The organism is Labrenzia sp. OB1, assembly GCF_001624695.1.
In the GTDB taxonomy this organism is placed as follows: domain Bacteria; phylum Pseudomonadota; class Alphaproteobacteria; order Rhizobiales; family Stappiaceae; genus Roseibium.
This window is the reverse complement of the sequence record NZ_JSEP01000008.1, coordinates 134,653-152,919: the sequence shown is the minus strand read 5'-3', so window position 1 is coordinate 152,919 and position 18,267 is coordinate 134,653. Positions and strand designations below refer to the sequence as shown.

The 18,267-nt window shown below is 58.1% G+C and carries 16 protein-coding genes; 11 read left to right on the top strand and 5 right to left on the bottom strand.

All coding sequences use genetic code 11. The features are described 5' to 3' along the window. Nucleotides 1-212 precede the first annotated feature (212 nt). Nucleotides 213-3,101 carry an excinuclease ABC subunit UvrA gene (gene uvrA, locus OA90_RS12940; protein ID WP_068411950.1) on the bottom strand — a complete coding sequence of 963 codons (2,889 nt, stop codon included), beginning with the start codon at nt 3,099-3,101 and terminating at the stop codon, nt 213-215. Nucleotides 3,102-3,840: 739 nt separating this feature from the next. Between uvrA and OA90_RS12930 the strand changes: the two genes are divergently transcribed. Continuing rightward, a complete protein-coding gene (locus tag OA90_RS12930; protein WP_068411943.1) occupies nt 3,841-4,395 on the top strand; it encodes a single-stranded DNA-binding protein in 555 nt (184 codons plus the stop codon). Between the two features lie 45 nt (nt 4,396-4,440). Here the strand turns inward: OA90_RS12930 and OA90_RS12925 are convergent, their stop codons facing one another. Next, entirely contained in the window at nt 4,441-4,917 is a 477-nt protein-coding gene (locus OA90_RS12925) for a hypothetical protein (RefSeq protein ID WP_068411940.1), read from the bottom strand. 498 nt (nt 4,918-5,415) lie between these two features. On the opposite strand from OA90_RS12925, the gene OA90_RS12920 reads away from it, so the two are divergent. Next, on the top strand, nt 5,416-7,413 hold the full coding sequence (locus OA90_RS12920) for a L,D-transpeptidase family protein (protein ID WP_208986112.1): 1,998 nt from the start codon (nt 5,416-5,418) through the stop codon (nt 7,411-7,413). A 54-nt stretch (nt 7,414-7,467) separates the two neighbouring features. Here the strand turns inward: OA90_RS12920 and OA90_RS12915 are convergent, their stop codons facing one another. Continuing rightward, a complete protein-coding gene (locus OA90_RS12915) occupies nt 7,468-8,625 on the bottom strand; it encodes a zinc ABC transporter substrate-binding protein (protein ID WP_068411934.1) in 1,158 nt (385 codons plus the stop codon). 182 nt (nt 8,626-8,807) lie between these two features. On the opposite strand from OA90_RS12915, the gene OA90_RS12910 reads away from it, so the two are divergent. From OA90_RS12910 to OA90_RS29770, 9 genes are all read left to right on the top strand, one after another. Continuing rightward, complete coding sequence (locus OA90_RS12910; RefSeq protein WP_068411931.1) at nt 8,808-9,686, top strand: PaaX family transcriptional regulator C-terminal domain-containing protein; 879 nt, start codon at nt 8,808-8,810, stop codon at nt 9,684-9,686. A gap of 111 nt (nt 9,687-9,797) precedes the next feature. Next, the gene (gene paaA / locus OA90_RS12905; protein WP_068411928.1) at nt 9,798-10,790 is read left to right on the top strand and encodes a 1,2-phenylacetyl-CoA epoxidase subunit PaaA; all 993 of its coding nucleotides are present in this window, start codon (nt 9,798-9,800) and stop codon (nt 10,788-10,790) included. Between the two features lie 6 nt (nt 10,791-10,796). Further along, nucleotides 10,797-11,276, top strand: coding sequence for a DUF3291 domain-containing protein (locus OA90_RS12900; RefSeq protein ID WP_068411925.1), 480 nt, complete (start codon nt 10,797-10,799; stop codon nt 11,274-11,276). Between the two features lie 23 nt (nt 11,277-11,299). Then, complete coding sequence (gene paaB, locus OA90_RS12895) at nt 11,300-11,584, top strand: 1,2-phenylacetyl-CoA epoxidase subunit PaaB (RefSeq protein ID WP_068411922.1); 285 nt, start codon at nt 11,300-11,302, stop codon at nt 11,582-11,584. Next, complete coding sequence (gene paaC, locus OA90_RS12890) at nt 11,584-12,360, top strand: 1,2-phenylacetyl-CoA epoxidase subunit PaaC (protein WP_156510479.1); 777 nt, start codon at nt 11,584-11,586, stop codon at nt 12,358-12,360. Before paaB ends, paaC begins: the two co-directional genes overlap by 1 nt. 4 nt (nt 12,361-12,364) lie before the next feature. Further along, nucleotides 12,365-12,880 (top strand): 1,2-phenylacetyl-CoA epoxidase subunit PaaD, encoded by a 516-nt coding sequence (paaD, locus tag OA90_RS12885; RefSeq protein ID WP_068411918.1) that lies wholly within the window; start codon nt 12,365-12,367, stop codon nt 12,878-12,880. A gap of 34 nt (nt 12,881-12,914) precedes the next feature. Then, nucleotides 12,915-13,988 carry a ferredoxin--NADP reductase gene (locus OA90_RS12880; protein ID WP_068411915.1) on the top strand — a complete coding sequence of 358 codons (1,074 nt, stop codon included), beginning with the start codon at nt 12,915-12,917 and terminating at the stop codon, nt 13,986-13,988. A gap of 58 nt (nt 13,989-14,046) precedes the next feature. Then, nucleotides 14,047-16,101, top strand: coding sequence for a phenylacetic acid degradation bifunctional protein PaaZ (gene paaZ, locus OA90_RS12875; RefSeq protein ID WP_068411912.1), 2,055 nt, complete (start codon nt 14,047-14,049; stop codon nt 16,099-16,101). Between the two features lie 80 nt (nt 16,102-16,181). Then, nucleotides 16,182-16,313: a hypothetical protein gene (locus OA90_RS29770; protein ID WP_279625813.1), complete on the top strand. Its 132-nt coding sequence runs from the start codon at nt 16,182-16,184 to the stop codon at nt 16,311-16,313. Nucleotides 16,314-16,483: 170 nt separating this feature from the next. Here OA90_RS29770 and paaK read toward each other — a convergent pair whose 3' ends face one another. Together paaK and paaI are read right to left on the bottom strand one after the other, a co-directional pair. Beyond that, on the bottom strand, nt 16,484-17,794 hold the full coding sequence (gene paaK / locus OA90_RS12870; protein ID WP_068411909.1) for a phenylacetate--CoA ligase PaaK: 1,311 nt from the start codon (nt 17,792-17,794) through the stop codon (nt 16,484-16,486). 39 nt (nt 17,795-17,833) lie between these two features. After that, on the bottom strand, nt 17,834-18,259 hold the full coding sequence (gene paaI, locus OA90_RS12865) for a hydroxyphenylacetyl-CoA thioesterase PaaI (protein WP_068411906.1): 426 nt from the start codon (nt 18,257-18,259) through the stop codon (nt 17,834-17,836). Between the last annotated feature and the right edge of the window lie 8 nt (nt 18,260-18,267).

Here is an 18,267-nt window from a genome sequence, read left to right as displayed (position 1 = left end):
CACCGAAGCGCCTCACGCCGTCTGTTGATCCAAGATATAATTCAGGGGGTGAAATAAAAGAAGTGCCATCTCTGCATGCCTGACATGCGTTTGGTGCAATGCAGCAAAAAATTGGCGCGATATCGCCACTAATTCAGGAAATAGACATGAAAACATTGCGATAGAATTCAGTGTGCATTGCACACTGAATTCTTGAATCCGGTTTTGAACGCCTATTCTGCGGCGTCAACAGCACGTTGCGGCCTGCGCTGCAGCAGCTCCTGGAGAAAGTGCCCCGTGTAGCTTTCCTTGACCTCGGCAACATCTTCCGGACGCCCGGTCGCAACAATCGTGCCGCCACCGTCTCCGCCTTCCGGCCCAAGATCGATGATCCAGTCGGCGGTCTTGATGACCTCGAGATTGTGCTCGATCACCAGAACCGTATTGCCCTGGTCCACGAGTTCGTGGAGCACATCCAGCAATTTGGCGACGTCATGAAAATGCAGCCCGGTGGTCGGTTCGTCGAGGATGTAGAGCGTGCGCCCGGTGGACCGCTTGGAAAGTTCCTTGGCGAGTTTCACGCGCTGAGCCTCCCCGCCGGAGAGAGTCGTCGCCTGCTGGCCGACCTTGATATAGCCGAGGCCCACCCGTGCGAGTGTCTCCATTTTGTCCCGGACCGCAGGAACCGCGGAAAAGAAACTGGCACCTTCCTCAACGGTCATGTCGAGAACATCTGCGATGGACTTGCCTTTGAATTCGACCTCCAGCGTCTCCCTGTTGTAACGCCTGCCTTTACAGACATCGCAGGTAACATAGACATCGGGCAGGAAATGCATCTCGATTTTTATGACGCCGTCGCCCTGGCACGCTTCGCAGCGCCCACCCTTGACGTTGAAGGAAAACCGCCCGGGCTGATACCCGCGCGCCTTGGATTCGGGCATGCTTGCGAACCATTCGCGGATCGGCGTGAACGCGCCGGTGTAGGTGGCCGGATTGGAGCGGGGAGTCCTGCCGATGGGGGACTGGTCGATGTCGATCACCTTGTCCAGCACCTCAAGGCCTTCAATACGGTCATGCGGCGCCGGATTTTCCCGCGCTCCATTCAGGCGCCGCGCGGCCGCCTTGTAGAGAGTATCGATCAGAAATGTGGACTTGCCGCCGCCTGATACGCCGGTAACGCAGGTGAATGTGCCGAGCGGCACGTCCACGTCGATGTCCTTGAGATTGTTACCGCGCGCTCCGCGCACCGAGATTTGACGCTTCTTGTTGATCTTGCGCCGTTTGTCCGGGCGCGAGATCATCTTCGTGCCTGAAAGATACGCGCCCGTCAGCGAATTGGGATTTGCCATGACCTCCGCCGGTGTACCCTTGGCGATCACCTGGCCGCCGTGAATACCCGCGCCCGGTCCGACATCGACCACATAGTCCGCGGTCAGCACCGCGTCTTCGTCATGCTCCACGACGATCACGGTATTGCCGAGGTCGCGCAGGTGTTTCAGGGTTTCAAGAAGCCGCGAATTGTCGCGTTGATGAAGACCGATGGACGGTTCGTCCAGAACATAAAGAACTCCGGTCAGGCCCGAGCCGATTTGCGACGCCAGGCGGATTCGCTGACTTTCCCCGCCGGACAAGGTGCCGGACGCTCTGGACAGCGTCAGATATTCAAGCCCGACGTCATTGAGAAATCTGAGCCGCTCGCGGATTTCCTTCAGGATACGTCCGGCGATTTCGGACTGTTTCGTGTTGAGCTTTGCCGGAAGCTGTTCGAACCAGTTGCTCGCCTCGCGAATGGAATATTGCGTAACATGACCGATATGCTTGTCGGCGATCTTGACGGCAAGGGCCTCGGGTTTCAGACGATACCCGTCGCAGGCCGGGCAGGCATGGTCCGACTGAAACCGGGAAAGCTCTTCGCGCACCCAGGTGGATTCGGTTTCACGCCAGCGCCGCTCGATATTGCCGATCACGCCCTCGAATGTTTTCTCGGTGCGGTAACTGCGCACGCCGTCGTCGTAGACGAACTCGATCTTGGTTTTGCCCGTTCCGTGAAGGATTGCTTCTCGAACGTCCGCCGGCAAATCCTTCCAGGGCGTCGCCATGGTGACCTTGTAGTGACTGCAAATCGCTTCGAGGGTCTGTGTGTAATAAGGAGACGTCGACCCGGTCTTGGCCCAGGGCAGGACGGCGCCCTCGCGCAGAGAAAGCGAGTGATCGGGCACTACAAGGTCTTCTTCGAAGGCGAGTGTGGTGCCGAGCCCGTCGCAGGTCGGGCAGGCACCAAAGGGATTGTTGAACGAGAAGAGCCGCGGCTCGATTTCCGCAATTGTGAAGCCGGAAACGGGGCAGGCGAATTTTTCCGAAAAGATCAGCCGTTCTGCGTCGTCCTGCTCGCCGGTCTTGTCGGCGAATTCGGCGATTGCAATGCCATCGGCCAGCCTGAGCGCGGTTTCCAGGGAGTCGGCCAGCCTGCCGGCGATATCATCGCGCACGACAATCCGGTCCACGACCACATCGATGTCGTGTTTGAACTTCTTGTCGAGGGCAGGGGCTTCGGAAATCTCATGGAACGTTCCGTCGATCTTGACGCGCTGGAACCCCTTTTTCATGAGGTCGGCCAGCTCTTTGCGATATTCGCCCTTTCGGCCGCGAACCATCGGCGCCAGCAGGTAGAGACGAGAGCCTTCCTCCAGTTCCAGAATCCGGTCCACCATCTGGCTGATCGTCTGGCTTTCAATCGGCAGACCCGTGGCGGGCGAATAGGGAATGCCGACGCGCGCGAACAACAGCCGCATGTAGTCGTAGATTTCGGTGACCGTGCCGACCGTGGAGCGCGGATTCCGGGAAGTGGTCTTCTGCTCGATGGAGATTGCCGGCGAAAGACCGTCGATCTGGTCCACATCGGGTTTCTGCATCATCTCCAGGAACTGGCGTGCATAGGCCGACAGGCTTTCCACGTAGCGGCGCTGGCCTTCAGCATAAATCGTATCGAACGCAAGCGAGGATTTTCCGGATCCTGACAACCCGGTCATCACGATCAGCTTGTCGCGCGGCAAATCAATATCGATGCCCTTGAGGTTATGTTCCCGCGCACCGCGGATTGATATTTGTTTCAGATCAGTCATGTCGTCCGGCTTCAAGGCAGGTGAACAATCCACATGCGTTCCTGGTAGGGGAGCCGGTCGTTTCTCCGGCACGATCTTCAATATAGGCAGAACTTATGCAAATTCGAGGCTTCCCGCGATCGTATAGTCTCGCATCTGAGTTTGCCCGGCATCCCGGGTGGTGCATTCCTTTGACCGGCTCTCGCCCGACGGTTACAGGAAAGAACAAAAAAGGAACGAAGGCCTGTCTACCCCAAAAATACCGGTTCGACAACCGCGGTTCTGCCGGTTCCGATTTCATGACGAGCGGGAGGATAGGCAACTGGGCAGGCTCCTTGTTCCATGCGGCTTTCCTCCTGTTCCATCGCGGCCTGTGCGCCGGCGAGGTATATGAAGAGCCGCAGATTATCGAAGATGTGCTGCGTTTGACGCAGAAAATTCCGTGGGATGGCCGATCCCGGCGGTCATGGGCGGAGGAACCTTGCACATTTCAGTGTATTCTGTCTGCGAGACATACTGGCGGCGCGTGCGGGTCACCGGAGCGGGCCTGCTTGGCTGAAGCTTTCGGTGCGCAACCGCCTGCGTTGTGTATCAAGGTTTGCGGTTGCCCTTGACAGGGAGATCGTGGAAGTGGAACATTTGAGGAACAAAAATCCCTTGTGGATTATGGGGGCATCCATGCGCCTCAAGAGGCCGATCCTGTAAGGTGACGGCCAATTTTGAGGCGTGGGAACGCGCTGAACAGTCTTAGGAGTAAGGTATGGCGGGCAGCGTCAATAAAGTTATCTTGGTAGGCAATCTGGGAGCCGACCCCGAAATTCGCCGGACGCAGGACGGCCGTCCGATCGCCAATCTGCGGATTGCGACATCGGAAAGCTGGAAGGACCGCAACACCGGTGAGCGGCGCGAGCGGACTGAATGGCACAGGGTGGTGATTTTCAATGAGGGACTTTGCAAGGTTGCGGAGAACTATCTCCGCAAAGGCGCGAAGGTTTACATCGAAGGTCAGCTCCAGACCCGCAAGTGGCAGGATCAGTCCGGTCAGGACAAGTATTCCACGGAAATCGTGCTTCAGGGCTTCAACTCTACGCTGACCATGCTCGACGGGCGTGGCGAGGGAGGTGGCCAGTCTGGCGGCCTGCCTGATTACGGCAGCGAACCACAGGGCGGTGGCGGATCTGGTGGATCCGGCGGCTATGGCGGCGGATCAAGTGGCGGTGGCTTCGGCGGTCCGTCCGGTGGTGGCGGTGGCGGTTTCGGCGGTCCTACCGGCGGCGGTGGCGCCGGACCGATGGATGACGAAATTCCATTCTAGCGGAGAATGCAGGGCCGCCCTGGCGATACGGGCAGTCCTGCGACCTCAATCTCCCACATTCGGGTCATAGGGGGTGTTCGGATCGTCGACACCTTCGTAGTACTCTCTGGAATTGCCGAGGCCGCAGTGATAGACGGCTTCTTCTGCACGGGTATCGCCACCGGTGATCGGAGCGCCGTTGCGGTGCGCGAACTCGTGAATGATGGTCGCCAGCACCATCCAGCGTCCCATGTTGAAGGCCCGGTCGCCTACGGCGATTTCGCCGGTTGGAACGTGAATTTCGCCGTAGAGAGGTGAAATGGTCGGGCCGTAATTTACCCAGATACTGCTGTCGCCGATCATGTCGGACAGACTGCGCCCCCTGGGCAGGGTGCGGAAATAGGCATTGCAGCCCGGAATGGTCTTCACCATCTTGAACAGCTTGTTCCGCGCCCATTTCAGCTTGCTGTACTGACCCGAGTCGAAACGGGTGTAATTCCAGATTGGCGAGGAATGATCCCCGACGTTGAATTGAAACGGCATCCGCTCGCTCCTTGAGATCTTTCACGTTTTCGTGAGCTTAACTTACGCGAAGCGGGCTTCCGGCCGCGTGATAGGCGTCACGATTTGGCGTAATCGGGAGGAAAAGATATCGGTCACCATCTCGCAGCCTTTCTCAATTCGCCGGTTTCTTGACTTTACGGCGGAAAATTGAGCAACCTGCCCTGAAATGACTGGGCCTGGCGTGCTGGAGGAATAATCCGTCGCGGCACAATCGTCACACAATCTTGATTTCGAAAACTGTGTATGGCCGCGAGCCTTAACCAACACAGCAAGCCTGTTATAGTAAAAATCGATTTGATGATCGGGACTGGAATCGGTTTTCGGCAACTTTGCCATCAAAAAGACACGGCACCTGACACAAGTCCCGGTAGCCTTTGAAGCCGGGACGCCTTTGGTCAGCGCGGAAAAATGAACACTTCCGCCTGACCGGGTGTGGTTTCAGGCGCGGACAAATTTTTAAATTGCGGGTTTGAAACAATGCGAGCGAACGAAATGGGACTGGGTAAGGGAACCGGCAGGAATTGCGTCGGCGGTTTGGCGAGGCGGTCCCGGGCCGTGATGGGCAACTCCATCAAGGCGGGCCTGATGGCGACGGTGATCGCTTCCGGGTTCGGTATTGCGACCGTGGAACCCGTTTCCGCCCAGGGCCTGTTCCAGCGCCTGTTCAATCCAGAGGCACACCGCCGCCAGCGCGAACGCGAACGGCAGGGAGAGCTCCGCGAAAAGGTGGCGGCGGTAAAGGTATCCGCTCCGCGATACCTGAACTATTCCGCGGACGTGTGGAAGAAGGTTTCCCTTTCCGAGCTTTCCGAAAAGAAAACGGCCGAAATCCAGCCCGATGCCCAAACGGCTGAGACCGGTGGGGCCGCCGCCGTCAGCACGGACACATCTCCGGCGGCGGCTGTGGTGCTGACCGCCTTCGACAAGGCGCGTCCGGCGCTGGCGGACATGACATTGACTGTTCTGCCGGAAGTGGGAGAAGCAGTGGTCGCCTTTTACCGCGAAAATCCGGATTTTGTCTGGGTGGAAAACGGCAAGGTAACGGCGCGGGCCGCAGCTGCCCGCAGGGGCTTGAGCGAGGCTGGCAAATACGCATTGAACCCGGACGACTATTTTGTCGCGCTTCCGTCGGCGGCCGGTCAGGATGAGGCGGCGCGCGATGTGGCGCTGATGCGCTTTGAAATGGATCTGAGCGCTGCGGTACTCACATATGTTCTCGACGCAAAGCGGGGCCGGGTCGATCCGAACCGGATTTCGCAATACCACGATCTGCCACGGCACAAGGTGGATCTGGTCGCTGCGCTGGAAAGCTTCGCGTCCACCGAAAACCCCAGGCAGGTTCTTGAAACCGCCCAGCCGCAAAACGATCATTTCCGGAATCTGACCGTCGAACTGGCGCTCCTGAAAGCCGAGGACGAAGAGACCGACCAGATCGTCATCGCGCCTGGCACCTTTCTGAAGGCCGGGAAAACCAGCCCGGAGATGAAGAACATCATCGCGGCGATCGAAAAGAATGCGTCTCCGGAACTCAGGGCCGCCCATACCGAGACGCTGGATGCCTATGACGGGTCGGAGCTTTACGCCACGGAACTGGTGGAACTGGTCAAGGCTTTCCAGAAAGAACTCAAGCTGACGCCGGATGGTATCGTCGGCAAGAACACCATCAAGGCGATGGTGGGCGAAACCAACGCGGCCAAGATTGCCAAGGTAGAATTGGCGATGGAACGCAGCCGCTGGATTCCAGAGGAACTCGGAGAGCGCAAGGTCTTTATCAACCAGGCAGCCTACACGGCCACATATACGGCGCCCGGAGAAGTTCCCTTGTCGATGCGCGTCGTGGTCGGCAAGAAATCCAACCAGACCAACTTCTTCTACGACCAGATCGAGATCGTCGAATACAACCCCTATTGGGGCGTTCCCTATTCGATCATAGTCAATGAGATGCTTCCGAAACTTGCGAATGATCCGAGCTATCTCGATCGCGCCGGCTACGAGGTCTCAACGCCGGGCGGCCGCAAGGTCTCTTCTGCAAATGTGGACTGGTATGCGGTTGCCTCGAAAAAGCAATCGGTGAATGTTCGCCAGTATCCCGGCAGAGCCAACGCGCTCGGCGAGGTGAAGATCCTCTTCCCGAACAAGCACCACATCTATATGCACGATACGCCGTCGAAGAGCCTGTTCAAAAAGGACGCGCGCGCTTTCAGCCACGGCTGCATCCGCCTGCATGACCCCAAGGCCATGGCGGCAGCGGTCCTTGGAAAGTCGAAGGATTACGTCACTTCACGGATTGCGGCGGGTCAGAACGAGCAGGAAAAGGTTACAGGCGATATCCCGGTCTATGTTTCCTACTTCACAGCATGGCCAGAACTTGATGGTGGCGTAGCATACTACACGGACGTCTATGACCGTGACCGGTACCTACTCAAGGCACTCGAGAAAACCGAAGCCGCGCGTGCCAAGGCAAGAACCTCCTGATCTTTTTCACAAATTAAGGGCAACCGCCGGACGATGTCCGGCGGTTTTTTCTTTTCAGGACTTGCTATCGAGACAGTCGGCAAGAGACATCGACAGATTCTCAAGCAGTTCCGGATAGAGGTCTGGGCCGTTGGTCAGGTCGGTTCCCAGCGGATCGAGTGTCGCCTTGCGCGCTGTGCTGCCTTCAAGGACCACATCGACAAGTTTTGCATCGAATTGTGGTTCCTGAAATACGCAGGTCACACCAAGATCCTTGATTTCTTCACGAACTTCGGAAATCCGGTCAGCGCTTGAAAGTGCTTCGGGAGACAAGGTGATCGCTCCGGTTGCCTCAATGTCGAAGTGATGTTCGAAGTGGTGGTAAGCATCGTGAAACACGACGAACTTGCTGCCTGAAAGCGGCTCAAGCTGCTTTTCGATTTTTTGGTCCAGCGCCTCAATGCGGTTGGAGAAACTTGCGGCATTTTTCTTGTAGGTGTCGGCATTTTGCGGATCAAGGCCTGCAAGGGTTTCGGCCATGATGCCGGCAATTGCAATGCCGTTTTCCGGGTTCAGCCAAATGTGCGGATCGAATGCCTCGCCGTGTCCGGCGTGATGTTCCTCATGGTCATCATGATCATCGTGGTCCGCGTGCTCCTCATGGTCTTCATGATCGTCGTGGTCCGCGTGCTCCTCATGGTCTTCATGATCGTCGTGGTCTGCATGCTCCTCATGGTCTTCGTGACCTTCGTGGTCCGCATGCTCCTCGTGCTCTTCATGATCCGCATGATGATCTTCGCCATCTTCATGACCGTGATCGTGAGCGTCGAAATTCGCGCCTTCGCGAATCTTAAGCTGTTCAATGCCAGCCGCGTCCATAAGTTCGACGACCTGTGCATCTTCCGCCATGGAGGAAATCGGTTTGGCAAGCGATGGTGCGAGATCCGGCCCGACCCAGAACACCACGTCCGCGCCCTGCAGCAAAAAGGCCTGGGAAGGCTTGAGGGCGAAGCCATGTGGGGATGCTGCCCCGTCGATCAGGATGTGCGGCTTTCCAACCCCTTCCATTACGGCGGAGGCGATGGAATGCAGAGGCTTGATAGTCGTGACAACGGCGGGCGCATCCGCGGTGGCGGGCGTCGCGGTGGCGGCGAGACACAACGCAACACTCGACAGCAAAAGACCGCGTCTGGTTACGGTCAGCGGCGCTTCGGGAAAGGAAAAGATCTTCATTGGGTGGGGTTCCGATGGAATGTTACTTTATAACATGTTATTGTATAACGTTTTCTGTTTTCAGGCGCAAGGTCGTATCTGCGAATTGTTTCCGAACCTCGACACGTGGTTCGCCGGGCAGGTCTTGGTTTGTTGGGCAGGCGGGGATAAGGTGATAAAAACACTGACGGATCAGTTGCTTCATGCCTGCCAGCACAGACCTCGACACGGAAAACTACCTCAGACCGTTTCCACCCAAAGCCGCACGGCTGATTGTCACCATTTACGGTGATATCGTCGAACCGCGCGGCGGAGTCCTCTGGATGGGCGATCTCATCACACTGTGCGCCGGATTCGGCGTCAATGAATCTCTTGTCCGCACAGCGGTTTCCCGTCTGGTCTCCACCGGACAGTTGAAAGGGGAAAGGGAAGGGCGGCGCAGCTACTATGCGCTGACGCCCCGGGCACGCGACGAATACCATATGGCTGCCGAGTTGTTTTTCGGCCCGGCCGACGACGAGTGCGGCTGGATCCTTGCCCATTGTGCGGGAGAAGCCCGGCAAAGCGAGTTGATGAACCATGGTTTTGCACCTGCCGGCGGTGATTTTTATATTGCCGCCGACCGGCCCGGCTTGCCGGAGAACGGCGCAACCTTTCGCTCCACGGCTCTGCAGCCGGATTCAACGGAAATAAAGGCGCTGCTCACGACCGCGTTCAATCTCGACGCACTGTCCCGGGCCTATGCGGATTTCGCCGGTCAGTTCCAGCCGATGGCACACATTCTGAAAGAGGATCTCGACGGACATTCGGCACTCCTTCTCAGGCTTGCCCTGGTTCATGCGTATCGGGAGATACGGCTGAACGACCCTCGGCTACCGCCATCCGTTTTGCGGCAGGATTGGCCGGGTTCCATAGCTCACCGCCTGTTTGCAGAACTTTATATCGGACTGTCAGCACCCGCCGACGACTACATCGGTCAGCATCTTTTCAATCGCAATGGTCCGCTGCCAAAGAACACGGCTGACGTAAAGTCCCGGCTGAATTCGCTTGTGAAACGAAGCAGGCCGCAGCCTGTGTGGTGAACAAAATCCGGCGCCCTTTTAAAGCATCACAAAAAATTTGATAAAATAGCTTTTTATGTGATTCTTTGTGCGGTATCCTTCCTCATCTTCAACATGACGGGAGGAGGCGCCATGTATGCCCAGATGGTGACTACCGACGCAAACCGGGTACGCGACATATCGGAAATGTCCGACGAGGAACGTGTATTCCAGGAGCGCATCGATCGCGGTGAGAAGATCGAACCGACCGACTGGATGCCGGAGGGTTATCGCAAGACCCTGATCCGTCAGATCGGCCAGCATGCGCACTCGGAAATCGTCGGTCAGCTTCCTGAAGGCAACTGGATTACCCGTGCCCCGACCCTGGAACGCAAGGCGATCCTGCTTGCCAAGGTACAGGACGAAGCCGGGCATGGGCTCTATCTTTATTGCGCGGCTGAGACGCTTGGGGTCACCAGGGACGAACTGATCGAACTGCTGCACGCCGGCAAGATGAAATATTCCTCCATTTTCAACTACCCGACGCTCACCTGGGCGGATATCGGCGCTGTCGGCTGGCTGGTGGACGGCGCTGCGATCATGAACCAGGTGCCGCTGCAGCGAACCTCCTTCGGTCCCTATTCGCGGGCCATGGTCCGGATCTGCAAGGAAGAGAGTTTTCACCAGCGCCAGGGCTTCGACATCATGATGAAGATGGCGAACGGCACACCGGCCCAGCACAGGATGGCCCAGGATGCGCTTAACAGGTTCTGGTATCCCTCACTGATGATGTTCGGTCCTTCCGACAAGGATTCCGTGCACTCCGCACAGTCCATGTCCTGGAAGATCAAGATCAACACCAATGACGAACTGCGTCAGAAATTCGTCGATCAGACAGTGCCACAGGCAGAATTTCTGGGCCTCACCGTTCCCGACGATCACCTGAAGTGGAACGAGGAAAAAGACGGCTACGACTTCTCCGAGCCGGACTGGAGTGAATTTTTCGAGGTTCTGAAGGGCAATGGACCCTGCAACAAGGAGCGGCTGGATGCCCGGATCAAGGCCTGGGACGACGGTGCCTGGGTGCGCGACGGCCTCATGGCCCATGCGGACAAACGGGCTGCGGCCCGCACGGCAGCGGAGTAGGATCAGATGACCGCAAGTTATATCGCCGAATTGAACGTCGCCCGGCTCAAATACGACATCGACGATCCGCAGGTCGCCGGGTTCGTCAACAACCTCGACCGGGTGAATGCGGCCGCCGAGCGCAGTGAAGGCTTCGTCTGGCGTCTGAAAGAGCAGGCTGGCGACTATTCGGTGGTGGTCGACGACGATCCGAGGATCATTCCGAATCTCTCGGTCTGGGAGAACGTCGAAAGTCTCGAGAATTTCGTCTTCAAGACCATCCACAAACGGATCTATGAACGGCGTGCCGAATGGTTCGGGGTGATGGAAAAGATGCATTTCGTCATGTGGCCGGTGGAAATCGGTCACAAGCCTGCCTTGGAGGAAGCCTGGGACAGGCTGTCCTATCTGAATGCGCACGGATCGTCCGATCGGGCCTTTGGCTGGGACCATGTGCCCACGGCCAACCTGTGGCGCTCCGCCCGCTGTGAGACTTCGGCAGCGTAACCGGCCTTCTGGGAGAAAATACAATGAAAAAGGAATGGCCACTCTGGGAAGTGTTTATTCGCGGCCAGCATGGTCTCAATCACAGGCACGTCGGCTCGCTTCACGCCCCGGACGCCGAAATGGCGATCAGGAATGCCCGCGATGTCTATACGCGCCGAAAGGAAGGAGTTTCCATCTGGGTGGTTCCCTCCGCGCTGATAACGGCGTCCGACCCCGCAAACAGGGACGCTCTGTTCGAACCCGCGACGGACAAGATCTACCGGCACCCGAGTTTCTATGACATTCCGGATGAAGTCGGGAAAATGTAATGATGACCCAGGGCGATAATATCGCGAACGATATTCTGTTTGAATGGCTTCTGCGCAGAGGCGATACAGCGCTCATTCTCGGCCACCGGGTCTCGGAATGGTGCGGGCATTCACCCGCCCTGGAAGAAGATATCGCGCTCGCGAACATCGCGCTCGATCTGATCGGGCAATCGCGTCTTTGGCTCGGCTATGCAGGCGAGGTTGAAGACCGGGGGCGCGGAGAAAACGAGCTTGCCTATCTTCGCGACACCTGGGACTTCCGCAACATCCTGCTCGCCGAACAGCCGAATGGCGATTTCGGCACTACCCTGATGCGGCAGTTCCTGATTGACGTCTGGCAGGATGCTCTCCTGGAGGCGCTCAAGACTTCCGCGGACGAGCGGATCGCCGAAATCGCGGTAAAGGCCGGCAAGGAAGTGGCCTATCATCTCGACCGGTCCTCGGATCTGGTGATCAGGTTGGGAGACGGAACGCCTGAAAGCCACTGGCGCATGCAGGACGCTCTGGATACGCTCTGGCCCTATGTCGGTGAAATGTTCGCGGCCGATGCGGTCGACGAAGCGATGGCGGCTGCCGGTTTGGCGCCCGACCCGAAAATGTTGAAGCCGGGGTGGGAACACACCGTTGCCGCGGTGTTCAAGCAGGCGACCCTGACGCAGCCGCAATCGGATTTTGCCCACAAGGGCGGCCTGACCGGCCGGCACTCGGAACATCTCGGCCATCTCCTGTCGGAGATGCAGTTCCTGCAAAGGGCCTATCCCGGTGCGACGTGGTGAGGTGATGCAGGTTTCAACGGACACGGTCTGGCAGTGGCTTTCGGAAGTCCCCGACCCGGAGATTCCCGTGATTTCCCTGACCGATCTCGGCATCATCCGCGATGTCAGCTGGGACGAGGATACCCTCGTGGTCACGGTGACGCCGACCTATACAGGCTGCCCGGCGACGTCGGTGATCAATCTCGACATCGAAACCAAACTGCGCTCCTGCGGCATCGACGACCTGCGTCTGGAGCAGAAGCTTAGTCCGGCCTGGACGACGGACTGGCTGACCGCCGAGGGGCGCGAAAAACTGCGCGAATACGGCATTGCTCCTCCTTCGGAGACGCAGGATGAAAGAGGCGCGGGAACCGACGCGCGAGTCGCCAGACTGACGGGTCTCAGAACCCTCGTTGTCGCCTGTCCGCGCTGCGGATCGCAGAACACGGAAATGATTAGCCAGTTCGGTTCAACCCCTTGCAAGGCCGCCTACCGTTGCCGGGCCTGCCTGGAACCCTTCGACTATTTCAAATGCCACTAACCGCAGGTTCACTGCTGTTTCCGGGAGGAACCACATGTCACGCTTTCATGCCCTGACCGTCACGGAGGTGGTGCCGGACACACGCGACAGCGTCATCGTGACCTTGCGACCGAGCGCGGAAGACTCGGATGCATTCCGTTTCAGCCAGGGACAATATCTTACTTTCCGACGCGATTTTGACGGTCATGAGGTCCGGCGCTGTTATTCGATCTGTGCCGGCACCGAAGAAGGCGCCTTGAAGGTGGGGATCAAACGGGTCGATGGCGGAGCGTTTTCCTGCTGGGCCAATGAAAACCTCAAACCGGGCGACACAGTCGAGGCGATGCCGCCGCTCGGCAGTTTCTTCGCTCCGGTCGAACCGGAGAGCGCGAAGTTCTATCTCGGATTTGCCGGCGGGTCCGGTGTCACGCCTGTTCTGTCGATCCTGAAAACAGTTCTGGCACGTGAGCCGAACTGTCAATTCACGCTGATTTACGCCAATCGCCAGGTTTCCTCGATCATGTTCCGCGAGGAACTGGAAGGTCTCAAGAACAGGTATCTGGGCCGCCTGCAGATCATTCATATCCTGAAGAGCGACGCTCAGGACACCGACCTGTTTTCCGGCCGGGTTAACGAGCGCAAGCTCGATGAACTGCTTGAAACCCTCATCGACCCCGAGGACATCGATCATGCATTCCTGTGCGGACCGCATGGCATGATGGAAACGGTGCGCCAAGGGCTCGAAAAGCACGGCGTTGCCCCTGACCGGATCAAACAGGAGCTTTTCAAGTCGGACCAGCCGGGCCGTCTTCCTGTGAATCAGGCCGCAGTTGCCGCTGATGAAAAATCCAGGGAAGCCGACCTGAAGCTGACTCTCGATGGCACCACGATGGACATTCATATGGAGCCCGGTGAGAGCATTCTCCAGGCCGCTCACAGGAACAATATCGATGCGCCATATTCCTGCTGTGCCGGTGTCTGTTCGACCTGCCGTGGAAGATTGCTGGAAGGGGAAGTCGAAATGGCGGCCAATCACGCGCTGGAGGACGATGAAATCCGCGACGGTTACATCCTGACCTGTCAGTCCCGCCCGCTCACCAAGCGCCTTGTACTCACCTACGACGCCTGAACACAGGGGAACGGTTTCCGTACCCTGAGGCCTTCAACCTTCAGACTGGATTTGCTTCATGACTTTGGTCACAAAAGACGTGCGCGTTCTGGAAAGCTGGCTGGCCGGGCGCTGGCAAACCGGAAAAGGCGAGGGCAAGGCGCTCCTCGACGCCTCGACCGGTAAACCTGTCGCCAGCATCGACGCCTCCGGTCTCGATTTGGGCGAAGCGCTTGCCTACGGCCGGGAGACCGGCGGCAAGGCCCTTCGAAAGATGACGTATCACGAGCGCGCCCTCATGCTGAAGGCGCTGGCGCAATCGCTGATGGAGAACAAGGAACTCTTCTATGAGGAGAGCTTTGCGACTGGTGCAACCCGCAAGGACAGCTGGATCGACATCGAAGGCGGCATAGGTACGCTCTTCGCGTTCTCATCCAAGGCGCGCCGGGAAATGCCGAACACGAGGGTCTTTGTGGAAGGTGCGGTCGAACCGCTCTCCCGGGACGACACATTTTCCGGACAACACATCCTGTCGCCCTTGCGCGGAATTTCCGTCCATATCAACGCGTTCAACTTTCCCTGCTGGGGCATGCTGGAAAAGATCGCGCCCGCTTTAATCGCGGGCGTTCCCTGTCTGGTGAAGCCGGCCAGCCAGACCGCCTATGTGACGGAACGCATGGTGCGGCATATCCAGGAAAGCGGAGTACTGCCGGACGGAGCGCTGCAACTGCTTTGCGGATCTGCAGGCGATCTCATCGATCATGTCAGCGATCAGGACGTGGTCACCTTCACCGGGTCCGCCTCGACCGGTCAGATGTTGCGTGGTCATCCGGCGATCGTCCGCAATTCGGTCCGCTTCACCATGGAAGCCGACAGTCTGAATGCAGCCGTCCTGGGCCCGGACGCAAAACCGGGCGAGCCGGAATTCGATCTGTTCGTAAAGGAAGTCGCCCGGGAAATGACCGCCAAGGCCGGTCAGAAATGCACCGCGATCCGGCGCATCATTGCTCCGAGAGCGTCTGTTTCCGCCGTTGCGGAGGTGCTTAACCAGCGATTTTCCCGCCAGGTGATCGGCGATCCCCGGCAGGAAAACGTCACCATAGGGCCTTTGGCTTCACTCGGCCAACGGCAGGAGGTTCTGGAACGCGTCGCGGATCTCAAGGCCGAAGCTGAAGTGGTTTCTCCCGGAAACGGGGACCTACCGGAAGAAGGCGCTTTCGCTTCTCCTGTCTTGCTCCATTGCGAAAATCCGCTTTCCTCGCACGCGGTACATTCCATTGAGGCCTTCGGGCCGGTGGCAACACTCATGCCCTACGACGAAATCGAGGAAGCGGTTGAGCTGACCCGCAAGGGCAAAGGCTCGCTTGTCGCGTCCGTCTTTACCGATGACCCGTCGGTGGCGGAGGAAATGGTTCTCGGCATGGCGCCGTTCCATGGCCGCGTGATGATCGGCAATCGCCAGAGCGCCAAATCCTCGACCGGGCACGGATCTCCCTTGCCGATGCTGGTTCATGGCGGGCCCGGCAGGGCTGGAGGCGGGGAGGAACTTGGCGGCATCCGGGCTATCAAGCACTACATGCAGCGCACTGCCATTCAGGGAGCCCCGCATCTCTTGGGCAGCGTGACGGGCAGGTGGGTCACAGGTGCTCCGGGGCGCACGGACAGCCAGCATCCGTTCCGCAAATCGCTTGCCGAACTGACGATCGGTGACCGGCTGACAACGAAGTCCCGGACCGTGACGCTTGAGGATATCGAACACTTCGCCACTTTCACCGGCGACACCTTCTATGCCCATATGGATGAAGACGCTGCAAGGCGGAACCCGTTCTTCGAGGGCCGCGTCGCGCACGGCTATCTCATCGTCTCCTTCGCCGCAGGGCTTTTTGTCGATCCGGATGAAGGACCTGTCCTTGCCAATTACGGCGTCGATAACCTGCGTTTTCTCACGCCGTTGAATGCGGGGGACGACTTGAAGGCCCAACTGACGGCCAAGGAAATTTCGCCGCGGATTACAGCTGATTACGGCGAAGTCAGATGGGACTGTCTCGTGACCAACCAGAAGGACGAACCCGTTGCGCACTACGACGTTCTGACACTTGTTGCAAAGGAATGGACGGGAAACCGGGCGTCGTAAGCAGGGAAGGGGGTGAGCGCGGACAGGATTTCGGCTGTATGTTCCGGTAAACTTTTCTGTCACCGGCGGGTTGAGCCCATATGAAAACACGTATCTTCAAGCTCTCCCTCACAGCCGCAAATTGGGATCTTGAGGAAAATCAGGGCGAAGTGATCGTCCGGGCGCAATCGCTGGCGGACGCTCGCATTGTGGCGCGTGAGGCCCCTGGATAGTGGGCAGCAAGCCCGTCCTGTGGACCTCGACAAGGAATGTCAGCGCATTTCGTAACGAAAAGCTCTATGCGGTGGTGGAGTTTGAGACCCGTTGGATTTCTGCGGCAGAACCGAGAAAGCTGCTCGATGGTTCCATCGGCAGCCCTCTTAAAACCGATAATTTGTCCTGATCAATTTTTGGGCCGCTTGTCCACCACCCGTTTGGCTTTGCCAACTGAGCGTTCAACCGCGCCGGGTTCGGTAACATTGATCGCAGCCGATACGCCGACGACGCTCTTGATGTGATGGGCCAGCTCTTTGGTAGATCCCGCGCGCTGGTCCTCCGACGCGGCACCGGGCAGCGCTTCAACATGAACCGTCATGACGTCGAGGCGGTCGGTCTTTTTCAGTTCGATCTGGAAATGCGGCGACAGACCCTCACATTTCAGGATCTGCTCCTCGATCTGTGTCGGAAACACATTCACACCCCTCAGGATGATCATGTCGTCCGAGCGGCCGGTGACTTTTTCCATCCGTCGCATGCTGCGGGCCGTACCCGGTAGCAATCGAGTCAGATCGCGGGTGCGATAGCGGATCATCGGCAGCCCCTCTTTGGTGAGGGTGGTGAACACGAGTTCGCCTATCTCCCCGTCGGGCAGGACTTCGCCCGTTTCCGGGTCGATGATTTCCGGATAAAAATGGTCTTCCCAGATATGCAGGCCATCCTTGGTCTCCACACATTCGTTGGCAACGCCCGGACCCAGAATTTCGGACAGTCCGTAAATATCGACGGCATGCATGTCGAAGGCCTGTTCGATTTCGAGGCGCATGGAATTTGTCCAGGGTTCGGCTCCGAAAACACCCACGGCGAGCGTGCTTTCCCTCGGATCGATCCCCTGGCGGCGGAACTCGTCCAGAATGGACAGGAGATAGGACGGCGTCACCATGATGATGCGGGGTTTGAAATCCTGAATCAGCGTGACCTGACGCTCGGTCATTCCCCCGGACACGGGAATGACGGTGCAGCCCAGCTTTTCTGCGCCGTAATGCGCACCGAGACCGCCTGTGAAAAGACCGTAGCCATAAGCGACGTGGATGATGTCACCGGCGCGGCCGCCGGAAGCGCGGATCGAGCGAGCGACGAGATTTGCCCACATTTCGATATCGTTGGCCGTATATCCAACCACGGTCGGCTTGCCGGTGGTTCCCGAAGACGCATGAATCCGCACGATCTTGTCGCGCGGGACTGCGAACAATCCGAAAGGGTAGTGATCCCTGAGGTCGGACTTTGCCGTGAATGGGAACCTGGAGAGATCGCTCAGCGTCTTCAGGTCGGAGGGGTGAACACCTTTGGCGTCAAATCGCTCCCTGAAAAAGGGAACGTTTTCATAGGCATGGCTGAGCGACCATTTCAGGCGCTCCAGTTGCAACGCGCAGAGTTCGTCCCTGGATGCCGTTTCAACAGGTTCCAGATCGCCGGGTCGCGGAGCCAGATCTTCCATGATGTCCTCCCAAAAGCCGGACGCAAGGGTCCGTCTCTCCTACTCAGGCAATATCGTGCCTTTTGTTGTTCTTGAATTGCCGCGGAATTCGGCAATCGTATCGCCGTTCTGATTTTCAATCGTCACATCGTAGAGCCCGGACCGGCCCTGCCGGGACCGTTCGCGCGCCGTGGCGGTCAGCCGGTCGCCCAGATGGGCCGGCGCCAGAAAGGTGATCGAGCACTGCTGTGCGACCGTGATCTGGTTGTAGGTATTGCAGGCAAAGGCGAAGGCACTGTCGGCAAGGGTGAAAAGATAGCCGCCGTGACAGGTTCCGTGCCCGTTGGTCATGCTTTTGGAAACGGTAACCGACATCACCGAATGGCCCGGAGCAATATGGTCGAGGCTGAGGCCAAGGTCCTGCGATGCAGTGTCCTGCGACCACATACGTTGCGCACAGGCCCTGGCGAGTTCTTCTTGCGTCATTCAACTCT

Excerpts from the sequence above, each read along its gene's own strand:
- OA90_RS29770 (WP_279625813.1), top strand. The coding sequence starts at position 16,182 with ATGAAAACACGTATCTTCAAGCTCTCCCTCACAGCCGCAAATTGGGAT.
- uvrA (WP_068411950.1), bottom strand. The coding sequence starts at position 3,101 with ATGACTGATCTGAAACAAATATCAATCCGCGGTGCGCGGGAACATAAC.
- paaD (WP_068411918.1), top strand. The coding sequence starts at position 12,365 with ATGCAGGTTTCAACGGACACGGTCTGGCAGTGGCTTTCGGAAGTCCCC.
- OA90_RS12910 (WP_068411931.1), top strand. The coding sequence starts at position 8,808 with ATGCCTGCCAGCACAGACCTCGACACGGAAAACTACCTCAGACCGTTT.
- paaC (WP_156510479.1), top strand. The coding sequence starts at position 11,584 with ATGATGACCCAGGGCGATAATATCGCGAACGATATTCTGTTTGAATGG.
- OA90_RS12880 (WP_068411915.1), top strand. The coding sequence starts at position 12,915 with ATGTCACGCTTTCATGCCCTGACCGTCACGGAGGTGGTGCCGGACACA.
- OA90_RS12930 (WP_068411943.1), top strand. The coding sequence starts at position 3,841 with ATGGCGGGCAGCGTCAATAAAGTTATCTTGGTAGGCAATCTGGGAGCC.
- paaB (WP_068411922.1), top strand. The coding sequence starts at position 11,300 with ATGAAAAAGGAATGGCCACTCTGGGAAGTGTTTATTCGCGGCCAGCAT.
- paaZ (WP_068411912.1), top strand. The coding sequence starts at position 14,047 with ATGACTTTGGTCACAAAAGACGTGCGCGTTCTGGAAAGCTGGCTGGCC.
- OA90_RS12900 (WP_068411925.1), top strand. The coding sequence starts at position 10,797 with ATGACCGCAAGTTATATCGCCGAATTGAACGTCGCCCGGCTCAAATAC.
- OA90_RS12915 (WP_068411934.1), bottom strand. The coding sequence starts at position 8,625 with ATGAAGATCTTTTCCTTTCCCGAAGCGCCGCTGACCGTAACCAGACGC.
- OA90_RS12920 (WP_208986112.1), top strand. The coding sequence starts at position 5,416 with ATGCGAGCGAACGAAATGGGACTGGGTAAGGGAACCGGCAGGAATTGC.
- OA90_RS12925 (WP_068411940.1), bottom strand. The coding sequence starts at position 4,917 with ATGCCGTTTCAATTCAACGTCGGGGATCATTCCTCGCCAATCTGGAAT.
- paaA (WP_068411928.1), top strand. The coding sequence starts at position 9,798 with ATGTATGCCCAGATGGTGACTACCGACGCAAACCGGGTACGCGACATA.
- paaK (WP_068411909.1), bottom strand. The coding sequence starts at position 17,794 with ATGGAAGATCTGGCTCCGCGACCCGGCGATCTGGAACCTGTTGAAACG.
- paaI (WP_068411906.1), bottom strand. The coding sequence starts at position 18,259 with ATGACGCAAGAAGAACTCGCCAGGGCCTGTGCGCAACGTATGTGGTCG.